Source organism: Sutcliffiella tianshenii, assembly GCF_016908565.1.
GTDB lineage: Bacteria > Bacillota > Bacilli > Bacillales > Bacillaceae_I > Sutcliffiella_A > Sutcliffiella_A tianshenii.
On the sequence record NZ_JAFBED010000008.1, the window covers coordinates 75,161 to 90,534 of the forward strand.

General features: G+C 42.0%; 13 protein-coding genes, 1 pseudogene and 1 riboswitch. Of the genes and pseudogenes, 13 read left to right on the forward strand and 1 reads right to left on the reverse strand.

The window, feature by feature from the left end; all coding sequences use genetic code 11:
- Positions 1–478: 478 nt before the first annotated feature.
- The 10 genes and pseudogenes from abc-f to rsgA all read left to right on the forward strand — a co-directional run.
- Positions 479–1,952 (forward strand): annotated as a pseudogene (gene abc-f / locus JOC95_RS16655) (ribosomal protection-like ABC-F family protein); the annotation flags it as partial.
- A gap of 303 nt (positions 1,953–2,255) precedes the next feature.
- Complete coding sequence (locus JOC95_RS16660; protein ID WP_204418327.1) at positions 2,256–3,281, forward strand: ABC transporter ATP-binding protein; 1,026 nt, start codon at positions 2,256–2,258, stop codon at positions 3,279–3,281.
- Entirely contained in the window at positions 3,244–4,035 is a 792-nt protein-coding gene (locus JOC95_RS16665) for an ABC transporter permease (protein WP_204418328.1), read from the forward strand. The genes JOC95_RS16660 and JOC95_RS16665 overlap by 38 nt, the downstream gene beginning before the upstream one ends.
- A 6-nt stretch (positions 4,036–4,041) precedes the next feature.
- Positions 4,042–4,845: an ABC transporter permease gene (locus tag JOC95_RS16670; RefSeq protein ID WP_204418329.1), complete on the forward strand. Its 804-nt coding sequence runs from the start codon at positions 4,042–4,044 to the stop codon at positions 4,843–4,845.
- 123 nt (positions 4,846–4,968) lie between these two features.
- Positions 4,969–6,033, forward strand: a complete 1,065-nt coding sequence (locus JOC95_RS16675) for an AbrB family transcriptional regulator (protein ID WP_204418330.1) — start codon at positions 4,969–4,971, stop codon at positions 6,031–6,033.
- A gap of 114 nt (positions 6,034–6,147) precedes the next feature.
- Entirely contained in the window at positions 6,148–7,185 is a 1,038-nt protein-coding gene (locus JOC95_RS16680) for a Rossmann-fold NAD(P)-binding domain-containing protein (protein WP_204418331.1), read from the forward strand.
- A gap of 65 nt (positions 7,186–7,250) precedes the next feature.
- Positions 7,251–8,018: an aminoglycoside adenylyltransferase domain-containing protein gene (locus tag JOC95_RS16685; RefSeq protein ID WP_204418332.1), complete on the forward strand. Its 768-nt coding sequence runs from the start codon at positions 7,251–7,253 to the stop codon at positions 8,016–8,018.
- 148 nt (positions 8,019–8,166) lie between these two features.
- A complete protein-coding gene (locus JOC95_RS16690) occupies positions 8,167–8,844 on the forward strand; it encodes a LysM peptidoglycan-binding domain-containing protein (RefSeq protein WP_204418333.1) in 678 nt (225 codons plus the stop codon).
- A 366-nt stretch (positions 8,845–9,210) separates the two neighbouring features.
- On the forward strand, positions 9,211–10,407 hold the full coding sequence (locus JOC95_RS16695; protein ID WP_204418334.1) for an MFS transporter: 1,197 nt from the start codon (positions 9,211–9,213) through the stop codon (positions 10,405–10,407).
- Positions 10,408–10,724: 317 nt separating this feature from the next.
- Positions 10,725–11,786 (forward strand): ribosome small subunit-dependent GTPase A, encoded by a 1,062-nt coding sequence (gene rsgA / locus JOC95_RS16700; protein WP_204418335.1) that lies wholly within the window; start codon positions 10,725–10,727, stop codon positions 11,784–11,786.
- 102 nt (positions 11,787–11,888) lie between these two features.
- Here rsgA and JOC95_RS16705 read toward each other — a convergent pair whose 3' ends face one another.
- Entirely contained in the window at positions 11,889–12,677 is a 789-nt protein-coding gene (locus JOC95_RS16705; RefSeq protein WP_204418336.1) for an alpha/beta fold hydrolase, read from the reverse strand.
- A 251-nt stretch (positions 12,678–12,928) separates the two neighbouring features.
- Positions 12,929–13,106: riboswitch (cobalamin riboswitch) on the forward strand.
- A 305-nt stretch (positions 13,107–13,411) separates the two neighbouring features.
- Between JOC95_RS16705 and JOC95_RS16710 the strand changes: the two genes are divergently transcribed.
- From JOC95_RS16710 to JOC95_RS16720, 3 genes are all read left to right on the forward strand, one after another.
- Entirely contained in the window at positions 13,412–13,882 is a 471-nt protein-coding gene (locus tag JOC95_RS16710; protein ID WP_204418337.1) for an acyl-CoA thioesterase, read from the forward strand.
- A 66-nt stretch (positions 13,883–13,948) separates the two neighbouring features.
- On the forward strand, positions 13,949–14,686 hold the full coding sequence (locus JOC95_RS16715) for a YwaF family protein (protein WP_338083111.1): 738 nt from the start codon (positions 13,949–13,951) through the stop codon (positions 14,684–14,686).
- Between the two features lie 298 nt (positions 14,687–14,984).
- Positions 14,985–15,263 carry a hypothetical protein gene (locus JOC95_RS16720; protein WP_204418338.1) on the forward strand — a complete coding sequence of 93 codons (279 nt, stop codon included), beginning with the start codon at positions 14,985–14,987 and terminating at the stop codon, positions 15,261–15,263.
- Positions 15,264–15,374 lie beyond the last annotated feature (111 nt).

The window sequence follows — 15,374 nt, forward strand, 5'->3', positions numbered from 1 at the left end:
TTAAGATTAGTGGTTAATGATACACTGTCTATTCCATTATTATACCATGAGGATGGATGAATATTCAGAAAAAACAAAGTGGAAATTCCCAAAATGTATTGACAGTCTGCCAAAGGAAAAATATACTAATAAGGATAACAATACGAGAAAAGGAAGGTACAAGGTGCGATGTGGAATTAATCTGATTTTTAGGAGAGAACTCATGATGATGAATAGAATGAGGAACCTAGAGAATTGGATTAGTCTGCCCATTTTTGCCTTCCATAAGAATCGTTTGAAAACCGCTAGCTGTTCAGCATAGTGTCATTTTCCGATGCTTGATTATGTAAAAGGCTTTTTAAGGCATGTCATGTTTTCATGCACAGGACTTATCAAAAACCTCTCTAGGATTCCTAGGGAGGTTTTTTGTGATGAAGGATAAAGCTGCTCATTTTATAACCTTACGTAAATAATGCTAAAACAAAATGAGGTGCTGTGTATGAGAAACATTATTTTACAAGCTAAGAGTATCAACAAAAACTATGGAGAAAGAAATATTCTGAAGGAAATTACGTTGGACATAAGAAATGGAGAAAGAATAGGGCTGGTCGGCTGGAATGGAACAGGGAAAACGACACTGATGGGAATTCTGATGGGACTGATCATGCCGGATGAAGGAAGTGTCACTAGGTATCCAAAGGACTTGAGTATAGGTTATCTTCCGCAATCCACAGATTATGAAGGTTTACTTGATGAACATATGCCAGAAGGAAAAGAAGAACTTCTTTTAAGGGCAACAAGCCGGTTAGGGCTGGAAAAGCTACAGAATTGGGAGACGGAGCGTTATCGCAATTTGAGCGGAGGAGAAAAGCTTAAACTTGCACTTGCAGCAATCTGGGCAAAGAACCCTTCTCTTATCTTCCTCGATGAACCTACCAACCATCTGGATCTGAAGGGAGTGAACTGGCTTGTTGATGAGCTGAACAATTTCCATGGTGCTGCAGTAATCATTTCCCATGACAGATTTTTCTTGGATAGAAGCGTCACGAAAGTGTACGAGATAGAGGATGGTCAGTTGAAGGAGTATGAAGGGAACTATACGGAATACCGGAACGAAAAGCAGCGACTTTATGAACAGCAGGTGAGAGATTACGATAAACAGCAACGTAAAATCCGAATGGTGGAAGAGCAGATTTCAACGCTAAAGCAATGGTCTGAAAAAGCCCATCGGGATGCGGGGAAAAACAGGGGTGATTCTGAAAATAGGCAGATGGGGTTAAAAGAATTCGAAAGAGTCAAGGCCAAGAAGAAGGACAATCAGATAAAATCAAAAACAAAGAGGCTTGAGCTTGAGCTTTCCAAAAATAAAGTGGAAAAGCCAAAAGAGGAAACCCAGGTACTGTTTGACTTTGAAGCATGGGGAAAGCGTGGCAAAAGGATCCTAGAGGCCGAAGATTTAACAAAAGAGTTTGGTGATCGGGTGCTGTTCAAGCAGAGTCATTTTTATGTAAAGCACGGAGAGAAGGTGGGGCTTCTTGGATCAAATGGTTCAGGAAAGACGACTTTCATCAACATGATGATGGGAAGTGAATCCATTTCAAAGGGATCTCTATGGAAAAGCGATACATTGAAAATAGCGTATTTGAGTCAGGATGTCAGTGATATGCCTTCTGAGAAAACAGCGATGGAATACCTTGACTTTAGCGGCTGGGAAAGGATTTCAAAGGCAAGAACCATTTTTGCCAATATGGGGATGAAAGAGGAGAAGCTTTTGAAGCCGATCTCCACGCTGAGCCTGGGGGAGAGAACCCGTGTCAAGCTGGTAAAAATGATCATGCAGGAATATGATGTACTGATTTTAGACGAACCGACCAACCACCTGGACCTTCCAAGCAGGGAAAGGCTAGAAGAAACCCTGGAGAGTTATCAGGGGACTTTGATTGTTGTTTCGCATGACAGGTATTTTATAGAAAAGCTATGCGATAAGCTGCTCCTGATTGAAGATCATCAAATAAAAAGGATTGAAATGGGCCTAAAGGATTATGATGAAAAACAAAAAGAAAAGATGGAGCCTGATAAAAAGGAAAAACAGGAAATGAAGGCCATCCTGGATACGAAGATAACCGAACTTTTAGGGAAAATAAGTATGCTTGTCCCAGGAACTGAGGCGTATGCAGAGATGGATGAAAAGCTTTTGGAACTGATGAAGAGAAAAAAAGAAATCGGTTAATTGAAAAAGTCTTAAGTTCAGCATTAATCTAGGGGGAAATACAAGAATGATAGAAGTAAAAAACATAAGCAAATACTACAGATTGTTTGAACGGGAGCCTGGACTCAGAGGTGCAATCCGCGCATTATTCAAAAGGAAATATATCAAAAAGACGGCAGTCGATAATATCAGCTTCCATATCCCGAAAGGTGAAATTGTCGGCTATATCGGCTCAAATGGGGCAGGAAAATCCACCACCATCAAGATGATCAGTGGAATACTGACCCCAGATGCCGGGGAAGTGGTCGTTGGAGGTATCATTCCATATAAAAACAGGACTAAAAACGCGAAAAGTATCGGTGCAGTTTTCGGTCAAAGAACCCAATTGTTCTGGGATATCCCTGTACAGGAATCATTACAGCTGTTAAAGCACATCTACGAGATACCTGAAGAGGCGTATCAAAAAAATATTGAAAAATTCAAGGATGTCCTGGATCTCGAGCCGCTGCTTTCAATTCCGGTCCGCCAATTGTCCCTGGGCCAGAAGATGAGATGTGAGCTTGCAGCAGCTTTCCTGCACAATCCATCAGTTGTTTATCTGGATGAACCGACTATCGGATTGGATGCATCCGTAAAAATAAAAATCCGTGAGTTCATCAAACAGATGAACCGGGAACATGAAACGACCATCATCCTGACCACTCATGATATGCAGGATATTGAAGAGCTCTGCAATCGCATCATCATCATTGATAAGGGTACCATCATCTATGATGGCAGTTTGATAGAGTTGAAGCAGACGACGAAATATAACCGTACAGTAAAATTGGAGCTCGAAGGATCTGCGGATGACTTTGTCATTCCAATAGCCCTGCAGGATTATGTGCTCAAAGAATTGGCGGACACCCAGCTTTTGCTGCACTTCAATAATCAGGATATCAACGGGAGCCAGATCATTGCCGAGGTGATGAAGCATCATGTCATCAATGACTTCACTGTGACTGAACCAGGAATCGACAAGATTGTCCAAGAAATATATGAGCGGGGGTTGGATCATGCGCAAGTATTGGGAACTGTTAAAGTCTCAAATTAAAATTGAAACCGCTTATATAGCCTGGTACTGGGCAGATGTCGTCTCTACATTGCTGCGATTGGCCATCATGTATTTCTTCTGGCTAGCTGTTTATCAAAACCGAACAGAAATTTCCTCCATTACATTTGATAGCATGATCACCTATGTGGTCATAGCCATGATGCTTGAAAGTTATGTTTCCGGGGCTGGGGACCAGCTAACACGCAATATTAAGAATGGGGATATTGCACTGGAATTACTGAAGCCGTATGACTATTTGACAAAATTGATTTATATGGATTTCGGTTCCAAAGCAAATAGTTTTGTCCGTACAACGATCCCTATGTTCATCGTGGCTATGGTGTTCATCGGGATCCAAACGCCTTTATCCTGGCAAAGCTTCCTGTTATTCATCCCAAGTATGATGATCGGGGTCCTGATTGGTACTCAGCTTGATTTGATCATCGGGGTACTTGCATTCTGGACGGTAAATGTTTGGGGGTTACGGGTATTAAGGGAGGCAGTCATCAAGTTCTTTTCAGGCGCGCTGATCCCTTTGACGCTTTTTCCAGATTGGTTTCAGCAGGTATCAAGCTTCCTGCCTTTTGAGTCCATGATTTTCGTGCCCGTCGCCATCTATACCGGTCAGATACCCTTTGGATCCGAGGCATTGATGGCCTTTGCCGCCCAATTATTCTGGCTGGTTGTCCTATTTTTCCTTGTACGGATCGTGTGGTCACAGGCTGTGAAAAAAGTAACGGTGTTTGGGGGGTAAAGGGACATGTGGAAAAAAACTAAAAGATACAGCTTTTTATATAGTAGATATTTTGCCAACCATCTGAAAGTGATGATGGAGTATAAAACAGATTTTTTCATCGGACTATTTTCGGTGATGGTGCAGCAGTTCACTGCTTTATTTTTTCTTAAGATCGTTTTCGACCATATCGATGTGCTTAAAGGCTGGACCTTTTATGAAATTCTTTTCATTTACGCCATCGCTTTCCTGGGGCGTTCGATTCATCATATATTCTTTGACAATCTTTGGACCCTTGGATGGCAATATGTGCAAACAGGGAATTTCGACCGAATTCTTCTGCGCCCTGTGAATCCATTGTTTCAAGTGGTAGCGGAGCGTGTACAGCAGGATGGCTTTGGTCAGCTGATCATCGGGGGGATTGTACTCTCCATTGCAAGTGCACAGCTTGATATCCAGTGGTCGATTGGCACGATTCTTATGCTGATCGTTTTTATCCTTTCGAGCGGAATCATTTTTGTCGCAATCAACCTGTTTTTCATCACTTTCTCTTTTTGGATGGTCGACAGTCTTCCTATTGTCGTCTCGGTATTCCAATTAAGTGAATTTGCCAGATATCCTTTAACGATCTATCCGCGTGCCATTACGCTGATTATCACATGGGTGGTACCTTACGGATTTACAGCATATTATCCTGCCACTTATTTTTTCGAAGGAAGCGCACATATGTGGTTTGGTGTCTTGACTCCGATTATCGCTGTGGCTTCTTTTATGATCGCATATTGGTTTTGGAACAGGGGTATTCGAGCATTTACGAGTACAGGGAGTTAAAGAGAAGTCAAACCGGACGATGCTTTGGCATCGTCCGGTTTTTCTTCGTATACCGAAAAAACTCCTCTCATCACTTTCCGATTATGTTACAATTACTTTATTGAGTTAAAGGAGTGTTTAGATGTGCGAAATATTCCTTATTTCTATTTAGTTGAAACATATATTATTGGTACTATCGGTGGATATTTATTTTTCTTAGGCGGTCTCCCCTTACCCTGGGTGCTGGGGGCATTAACCTTCGTCATGATGTATCAAGGAATCAGCAAGCGGAAGATGTATTGTCCTGATCAGCTCAAGCAAAGCGGATTTCTGATATTGGGGATGTTCTTTGGCCTCTTTTTTACTGCAGAGACGTTGAGTACTGTCGGCCCATACGTGGTGCCTTATATTGTTTCCACTATAATTCTAGTGGGGATCAGCATCCTGAATAGCGTCGTTGTAACACGCTGGATACCGGTTGATAGGATAACCAGTGTTTTCGGTTCCATCCCCGGCGGACTTTCTGAAATGGTCATAGCAAGTGAATCATTGAATGCACGTTCTTCATTGGTCGTGATTTTTCAAACTGTACGTTTGCTTACCGTCCTCTTTCTTGTGCCATTTGTGGTGGTACATACTTTTACCAATACAGGGTCTGGTTTGGATGCGGCCCTCCCAGGTGCAACCTATGCTTTCGGAGGTTGGGAATATCTATGGTTTGTCCTGCCTGTAATAGGTGGAATCCTGTTTCGGAAAAGGATCCCTGCTGGCATCGTCATCGCCCCGATGACCCTGACAGCAATGATGAATATACTTTTTATTGACATGGCTTCCCTTCCGCCGCTGCTTCTCGTATTTGCACAAATCACTGTAGGCATCGGGATGGGGAAAGGAACTGCTTTTGCCGATCTGAAGCTTGGGGGAAAATATTGTTTGGTTTATTTTGGCCTGACGGTAACCCTCATTCTGGTGTCATTCGGCTTAGGTGTTGGGCTGGCAGCTTTCACTTCTTTGAACCTGCCGACTGCCATTTTAAGTGTTGCACCTGGTGGGCTGATTGAAATGGTATTGACGGCATCCACTGTCGGAGGAGACCCTGCAGTCGTCAGCTCTCTTCAACTGGTCCGTCTCTTGTTCATCATCATCGTGGTGCCACCTGTGTTGAAATGGTATTTTGGCAGAAAACTAGAAGCCGATAGGGCAGTATAGATACTGACATGGCCCATACTATAGTGTGGGCTATTTAATTTACAGGTCATTTAAAGGAGAAATTCCAATATACATAGAATTAGTTACTATCAAAATATTCCTGGAGGCATACATATGAAAATTTTAGTGATTGGCGGCACTCGATTTTTAGGTAGATTCATAGTCGAAGAAGCGTTAAAGCAAGGTCATGAAATAACTCTATTCAATCGCGGCAATCATCAAGGTCTATTCCCTCAGGTAGAAACGATCATTGGAGACCGCAATAAGGATTTGGCACTCCTTGAAGCTGGTAAATGGGATGTTGCGATTGATACGTGCGGCTTCACTCCCCTGCAGTTATCGGAAGCCACTAAAGCTTTGGCGGACAAGGTGGACCATTACACCTTCATTTCCAGTATTTCCGTATACAAGGACTGGATCCCACATGGCTTGGATGAAGACTATCCTACTCTGTCATTGTCAGATGCGGAAGCAGATAAAATTGGATTTGGGACAACCGAGGATATCAATAGGCATTACGGAGCCTTGAAAGCAATGAGCGAAGCCGCTGCAGAGAAGAATATGCCTGGTAGTGTGCTCCATGTACGGTCCGGCCTGCTTGTAGGGCCCCTTGATTATTCAGATAGATTCTCATATTGGGTAAAAAGGATTGCCGAGGGCGGAGAAGTCCTGGCACCAGGAAGAAAAAGACGCAATGTTCAAATGATCGATGCCAGGGATATGGCACTTTGGATACTGAAAATGGCAGACGAGCGGGTTTCCGGAGTGTTTAACGTCACAGGGCCAACCAGTCCGATGACCATGGAGGAATTCCTTCTAACCTGCAAAAAGGTAGCAAACTCAGATGCCGAGCTCGTTTGGGCAGATGAAAGCTTTCTACTTGAAAATAAGGTCGCACCTTGGACAGAAATGCCATTATGGATTCCAGAAGAGCATCCTTTGACAGAAGGTGGCCAGCCATGGCGCGGTGCCAGTACCATTAGTATTGAAAAAGCCATTCAGCATCGTCTTACTGTCCGCCCGGTTGAAGAAACAATCAAGGATATCCTTGAATGGGAAGAGACTAGAAGTGAAGAGGAACGAAAAGCCGGTATTCATCGGGACAAGGAAAAAGAAGTGCTGGAGGCTTGGAAAAGCAGCCAGCTATCATAATCACTCCTGTGAAAAGAAGTCATAGTCTGGCTTCTTTTCGCATTTTAGCTCATGGAGGTTCAAACGTGGAATTTAAAAAATATTTACAAGAAATCGGACAAGTTTTTATTGATGAATTGGAAGACAACTTAATTGGAATTTATATTCACGGCTCCATTGCAATGGGATGCTTCAATCCTAATAGAAGCGATGTCGATCTTTTGGTGGTGGTCAATGAGGACATAGGGGATGATGTGAAAAGAAGAATGATCTACCGTCTACTCTCCATTACCCAGGGACATAAAAATCCATTGGAAATGAGCATTATCCAGGAACAATACCTAAAGGACTTCATCTATCCGACGCCATTTGAACTGCATTTCTTCCATCCACGCTATTTGATTGATGATCAATTTATTTGTGGTGGTGAAGGGTTCCGTGACCCGGACCTCGCAGCACATATAGTTGTTACCTATAATAGGGGTGCTACTTTCTATGGGAAAGATGTAAAAAAGACCTTTCATCCGATTGATACCAGCTACTATATTGAATCAATCGTACAGGATGTAGGGGATGCCAAAACAGGGATTGTAGAAAACCCGGTCTATTACGTATTAAACTTATGCAGGGTGCTTTACTTCCTTAAGGAAGGTGTCGTCTCTTCAAAAAAAGAAGCTGGTGAATGGGGAGTGGAATCATCATCATACAGTAAACTTATTTCTGAGTGCCTTGCAAGTTATGAAGGAAAAACGGACGAACCTTTCTTTATCAATAATGAACTCTTTAAATTTGCCGATCTGATGCTTGAAGAAATTAATAGTTTAAAATCAATGCAGCACAGCCACGATAACTGATGGCTGTGCTTTTTTATGGAAATTGGGAAATTCATTTCATCGATTAAAAACGGGCTCATCCGGTTTCAAGAAACAAGCGACAAAAATCCTTCAGATGCGTCAAAGTAAGTGTGAAGCAAAAATAATTGACAAACTGGAGTGTTACAACATGAAAAAACATCAAAAAATAGCCTTGGCGTTAGCATTATCACTAGGTTTATCCGGTGCAGCGGGATTCTCCTCACATGAGAAGGCAGCAGCAGCCTCTTATTCCAAGGAAGTGATTGTAATTAAAAAAGGGGATACCCTATACAGCCTGTCGAAAAAACACGGTGTTACCATCGAAGAACTGAAAGAAATGAATGATCTTACTTCTTCAAAAATCATCACAGGGAAAAAACTTGTCATTCAGGAGGCTTCTGTAGTGACAGTCAAAAAAGGCGATACGCTATATTCTCTGTCAAATGGGCATGACACCACTGTAACCAAGTTGAAAGAATGGAATAATCTCTCTTCCAACAGGATCTTCACTGGTCAGAAATTGTTAGTAAAGGCACCTGTTATCGTCAAAGTGGCACAAGGCGATACACTATATTCCCTGGCAAAAAAATACGATGCATCCGTTTCTGACCTTAAGAGATGGAATGGATTAACATCAACTACGATCAAAATCGGCGAAAAATTATTTGTGACACCAGCACCGGAAAGCTATACCATAACGATTAAGAAAGGTGACACTTTATATTCAATTGCCAAAAAATACGGGATGACAGTAAAAGAATTGAAAGATCTAAACGAACTGACTTCCAATACCATCATTGCCGGTGAAAAGCTTAAGTTGAATTAAATAATGGGGTAAAGTGGAGTTTGTCCCTGCTCGTATGCGGATTGTTTATAATAATGAATTCATATATCCACGAATATTTTGATATATCGATGGATTGGATCCTGATATCAACGAAAAAAATGATATATCAACGAAAAATTTCATTTATCCACGAAAACGAGACAGATATCGATAAAACGCATATTTCGACAAAAAACTTCACAACTCTTCCTATAACCAGTTGCTTCAGCCAAAGAATTCCTTTCCCTACAAATACCAGCAGTTCTTTTCATTGACACCCGATAAGAAAAGTCATAAGATACTTAAGGTGATTATTGCTACGACTTACGAAATAAAGGGAATAATATATAGAAAGTGGGAGTTACTTTGGCACCTGAGCAACGAAAAAAAATGTTAGTTTTAATGGTCAATATGTTTATCGCCGTCGGTAGCTTCGGTATCATCATCCCGATCCTTCCAGCTTATCTGGAATCGATCGGTGAAGGTGGAATGGCGGCAGGATTGATGATCGCAATATTTGCTGGTGCTCAGCTTGTGATGTCTCCTGTTGCAGGCAAGTGGGCCGATCAGTATGGCCGAAGGATCATGATCATTCTTGGGCTTGCGGGACTGACCCTATCGATGTTTGTGTTTTATGGTTTTGATTCTGTCTGGATGCTGTATCTATCCCGTGTGATAGGTGGAGTCGGTGCAGCACTGCTGATTCCGGCACTATTTGCATATGTCGCGGATATTACCACAATGGAGCAGCGCGCGAAAGGGAACAGTTATATTTCGGCCGCAATGTCCCTGGGGATAGTCATTGGGCCGGGGATAGGTGGATTTCTGGCGGATTATGGCCTGAAAATGCCTCTATTGGTATCGGCATTGATTTCTCTCCTTGCGACAGTCTTTTCAGTTTTGGTATTAAAAGAAAGTAGAGAGAAAGAATTGAATCAATTGATGGAAACAGTTACAGACCCAATGGTGAAAAAACTGGCTCAATCAGTCAAAAAACCATATTTTATCCCGCTGGTCATCACACTTGTGATGAGCTTTGGATTAATGGCTTATGAATCTGTCCTTGGATTATTCATAGACAACCAGTATGGGGCAACTCCGCAGGAAATTGCACTTATGATCACTGCAACTGGAATTGTCAGTGTAATTGTACAGTTGTTCATCGTCGATCGAATTGTACGGGTCCTTGGTGAAGGGAAAGTATTGAATATTTTCATCACTGTGGCAGCTGCAGGATTTTTATTCTCGTTATTTGCTTCGAGCTATACATTTTTCTTCATCATCACTTTAATCATCTTTTTGGCTACTTCGATCCTGAGACCTGTCATCAATACGTTGATCTCCAAGCTTGCAGGAAATGAACAAGGATTTGCAATGGGGATGAACAATGCCTATATGAGCATCGGCAATGTTCTTGGGCCGACATTGGCCGGGATCCTGTATGATGTGAACATTTCATATCCGTTCATTCTTGGACTAGTGATCTTAAGCTTTACCATCACATTATCCATGTCCTGGCAGAACCGGGAGCGAAAAAAGCTAGTGAGTATAGAAGCAAAGTAAACTTACGGAAAAATTCTCCACTTTAGCCTATTTACTTTTTGATGCAGATGGTCTACAATAATTTTTGTAATGACAATTTTCTGAAAGCGAGGGATGTTTTATGGAACGATTAAATGATATGAACGTTAACCAACTAAATAAAACTGCACAGCCCTTGCAAGGAAATCGATAAAATTTTATTCCCAGATGGATAAGACTGTAGATTCCCATGGGCTGTGAAATCAGCGCCATGGTTTTATAATTTTTTATGAAAAGACCGTGAGAGCGGTCTTTTTGTTTTACCCAAAATTAATCTACTTTCCATTGGAGGAATAACATTGAAACTTAATGAACTAGGTTGGAACGACTATTTGAATAACAGATTTGCAGCATACGAAGAACAAGGCTTCACGGTTGGAAGAGTGATGCTTGAACATAAAAGAATATACAGAGTTGAAACAGAGAACGGTGAATATTTGGCAGAGGTGTCAGGAAAATATCGCTTTGAGGCAGAAAGCCGCGAAGACTATCCGGCCGTTGGCGATTGGGTTGTCCTTAGTGAAAGGGCATCTGAAAGAAAAGCAACCATTCAGGCACTGCTTCCCCGCTTCAGCAAGTTTTCCAGAAAAGCTGCAGGACTTACGACGGAGGAGCAGATTGTGGCTGCAAACGTGGATACGGTCTTTTTGGTGCAATCACTCAACTATGACTTTAATGAAAGAAGGTTGGAACGATACTTGATCATGGCATGGGAGAGCGGTGCCACCCCTGTTATCGTCCTGACCAAAGCAGATTTGTGTGAGGATGTGCCCGCAAAAATAAAAGATGTGGAAGCTGTTGCGTTGGGTGTTCCGGTTTTAGCTGTCAGTGTAAAAGATGAAACGGGATTGGAAGAGTTAGCCCCATATTTTACTACAGGAAGAACTGTTGCACTTCTGGGATCATCAGGTGCAGGAAAATCGACCTTGACGAACTACCTGTTAGGAGAAGAAAAACAGGTCATTCAAGAGGTGAGGGGTGACGATGACAAAGGAAGGCACACAACTACCTACCGAGAACTTTATCTTTTGCCGACTGGCGGGCTAGTGCTTGATACGCCAGGAATGAGGGAACTCCAGCTCTGGGAGGCAGACGGGGCTACGGTCGGCCAGAGCTTTCAGGATGTGGAAGAACTGGCTGAACAGTGCTATTTCAGGGATTGCAAACATGAAAATGAGCCCAGCTGCGCGGTAAGGGAGGCAATCCGTGAAGGAACATTGGAGGAAGCAAGGTATCAAAGCTATGTAAAGCTGCAAAGGGAGCTTGCCTATCTGGAACGTAAATCGAGTAAACGGGCACAATTGGCAGAGAAGGATAAATGGAAGAAAATCTCGACAAGTGCAAAAAGCAGGAAAAAATAGCACGCAAAAACACAAGGGCTCCTTGTGTTTTTTCATTTACACTTTTCGGACATTTCAACACAAAAAAGAAGCTGAACATAAAGTTCAGCTACGTTCAGCTTTTTACGCAGTGATCTGGACTTTGCTAGCACTCTTCATAAAAGAAACAGCAAGGTCATTGAATCTTTCACTTTCTTCGATATTGCAAACATGTCCGCAGTTTTCGATGATTTCCATAGTTGCGTTTTCTTCGTTGGCAGCATATTTCTTTGTGCTTTCGAGGAACATATGGTCTTCGGAACCCGATATATAAAGCTTGGGGATTTTATTTTCCGTTTCTGCCAATTTATCGTAGGTGGTGTAACCGTCTAGTCCGTATAAAACCCATCCAAGATAAGCTTCTTTAGATAGTTTATAAGCTTCCTTGATGAAAGCTTTACGGGAATCGGAGTGATTGCGCTTCGGTAATAGAACTCTCGCAAATATTCTATAAGGGACCATGTGTGGAAGCATTTTTCTCAAGGGATAGAAAACGGAAAGTCGGCAAAGAAACTCGCCCCATTTTTTCAACTTCGGCGTGGCGCCTCCTAGAATCATCGACTTGATTGAAGAGGGGGAACGCAGGGCAATTTCCTGCATGATGATGGTGCCAAGGGAAATGCCGACAAAATGGGCGGATTTTATTTTTAGGTCTTTCAAGATTTCAAGGGTTTTATCACAAGAGTACTCAAATAGATCCACACCTTTTGGATATGGAGTTTTTCCATGTCCAGGTAAATCTAGCAAAAGTACATTATATTCTGAACGGAAGGGTTTCAATTGCTTGTAGAATATGGAAGAGTTCCCTCCAAAGCCATGAAAGAGCACAATCCATTCTTTTGAAGATGGGTGAATGAGAGTTTTATAGAACATAGGTTTCCTCACTTATGTTGCATATTTAGATTCATAAATCCATACCCGGTCAATGGGGTAGAAAAAACTTGCAAGTTTAAGTATACACACTAATGGAGCCATTTCTCAACCTTCTTTTTCTTACTATTTTGTGACATTGGGAATATTTGTATGATGTATCGCTATCCATGCGAAGTGATAGGAGGGAAATTGCTTTCATTTGTTCTCATGTTTGCATGAGAATAATGGTAAAATATAATGGCAACAACAACTTAACATCCAATCATTTAGATGTGCATGCACTTAATAGGGAATCTGGTGTAAATCCAGTACTGTACCCGCAACTGTAAAGCTGACGAAATAGACTATCCACTGTACTTTTATAAGTATGGGAAGGGCTAAAGTAGGGAGAAGCTAAGTCAGGAGACCTGTCTGATTGATCTAGTACTATCTACTTCGGGAGGTGAGAGATAGAACGGGGGATTGTAAGGAAGGCTTTTACTCGAGGCTTCTATTTCATCCGTCTTTCACTCATCCTTTTAAGGGTGAGTTTTTTTATTTGCACTAACACCGCTATTGATCTCCGCAATAGGCTGCGCTTTCCGCGGGGCGGTGCTGGAGCCTCCTCGGGCTTCGCCCTGTGGGGTCTCCAGCCTCCCGCTGCCTCCCGCAGGAGTCTTCGCCTATTGCTCCAATCAATAGCTAGATTATCTAAACATCTCTTGTTTCTTACTAATAAGGAGGGTAAATTACTTATGGATACAAACAATTCCGTTTCTTCCAATGTATCAAGGACAATACAGACACGGCTGGTTTTGCCGCCTGATACGAATCATATGGGTACCATTTTTGGAGGAGTGATTCTTTCTTACATAGATGAAATTGCCGCCATCACTGCAATGAAGCATTCCAGGAACGTAGTTGTGACTGCCAGCATCGACCAGGTGACTTTTCTTTCCCCTGCAAAAGTCGGGGATATCCTGACGCTTGAGGCGATAGTAGCATCGACAGGTAGGACCTCCATGGAGATTTTTGTGAAAGTGGAGAACGAAAATTATGAAACCGGGGAAAAAACGACAACCACTACATCCTTTTTGACAATGGTTGCAAAAGGTAAGGATGGAAAGCCGACTCCGGTTCCTGGGGTGATTCCTGAGACGGATGCAGAAAAAATACTTTTCGAAAGTGCTTCGGAACGCAAAAAGAAACGTCTGGAAAAAAGATAGGAGGAATTTACCATGGTTTAGTAGAAGTATGGGGAAAGAAGAGAACTTGAAAGGCGGTGGTGAGAAGTGTTGGATTCTTATACAGATCCGGATGCTCTAATGGAAGGTACATTACTCTTGTCCTCGTCCCATATCATTGCACTGCTTATCGGTCTGTCACTCATCCTACTGTTGTATTTTCTGCGAAACAGGGAAAAGGCCAAAGTGTATGGAAGGTGGGGCATATTTGGGGCCTTACTGATGTCAGAGGCATGGCTGAACTATTGGTACCTTTCGACCGATATGTGGGATATTGCCTATACGCTTCCGTTTCAGCTATGCTCGATCAGTTTGTATTTATGCATGTGGATGCTGATAACCAAGCAAAGCTGGACATTTGAAGTCGTTTATTTCCTGGGACTTGGTGGAGCGCTCCAGGCTTTGCTTACACCGGAGCTTTTCTATGATTTTCCGCATTTCCGGTTTATTCATTTCTTTATGGCACATACTGCCATCATCCTGTCAGTTTTTTATATGCTTTGGGTAGAGAAGAAGGCCATTACTTTTAAATCCATGGTGAAGGCATTTGTGGCACTGCAGTTCATTGCTGGTCTAGTTTTCTTTATTAATGCGCTGACTGGAGGAAACTATATGTTCCTGGCCAGAAAGCCTTCCAATGCAAGCATCATTGATTTATTGGGGCCATACCCGTGGTATATTCTTTCGCTGGAATTTGTTGTTATCATCATGTTTTTTATTCTGTACGTACCATTACAGATCCTCAAAAAGAAAGCTTCACAGAACATCGACTTGGGAAAAACGTGATAAGGGCCCTTTCAACATGCTTGAAAGGGCCCTCCTGTTAATATTTCTTCAACGTGTTTTTTACATATTTATATACGCCGAAAAAGATTACGGCAAATACGATTACAACAAGAACATCTATAAAGACAGCCATTCCCTTATCCTCCGGTACATTTTACATTTAATATATCTTTATTCCCCCCATTTTTCAATGCATTGTGCATAGTACGGGTTAGAACCAACAAACATTTTGTAACAGTCCTGTCACATTCCCGCATTCCGTCATAGTATGTAGAAAAGACGGAAGGGGGGGACATGTATGCGAACCCCGCTAAAATACATTCTTTCCTTATTATTGCTGGCTTCCATTCTTTATGGAGCCTTGGCTGCATTGACGTATAATACCATCCAAATAAAAATCGAGAAGCTCGATGTACTGGAGCAGGAATTGATGGAAAAAGAAAAACAAGGTGAAGTTTCATATTCTTTCAAGCAAAACTATAAAAAGGAATATGATACGTATATGCATTTGCAGACCCGTCTACAATCATTTTGGATGAAGTGGATATTCGATTTTCCGGAATATAAGACCCCGTAGTTTAATATCAAAAAAAATTGGTACATTATCCCTATGAAAAAGCGTCCACCCCTAGCTGATAAAGGCTTTTCATATCACCATCAACTGTTTTAGGAAAAAAATAGTAATCAA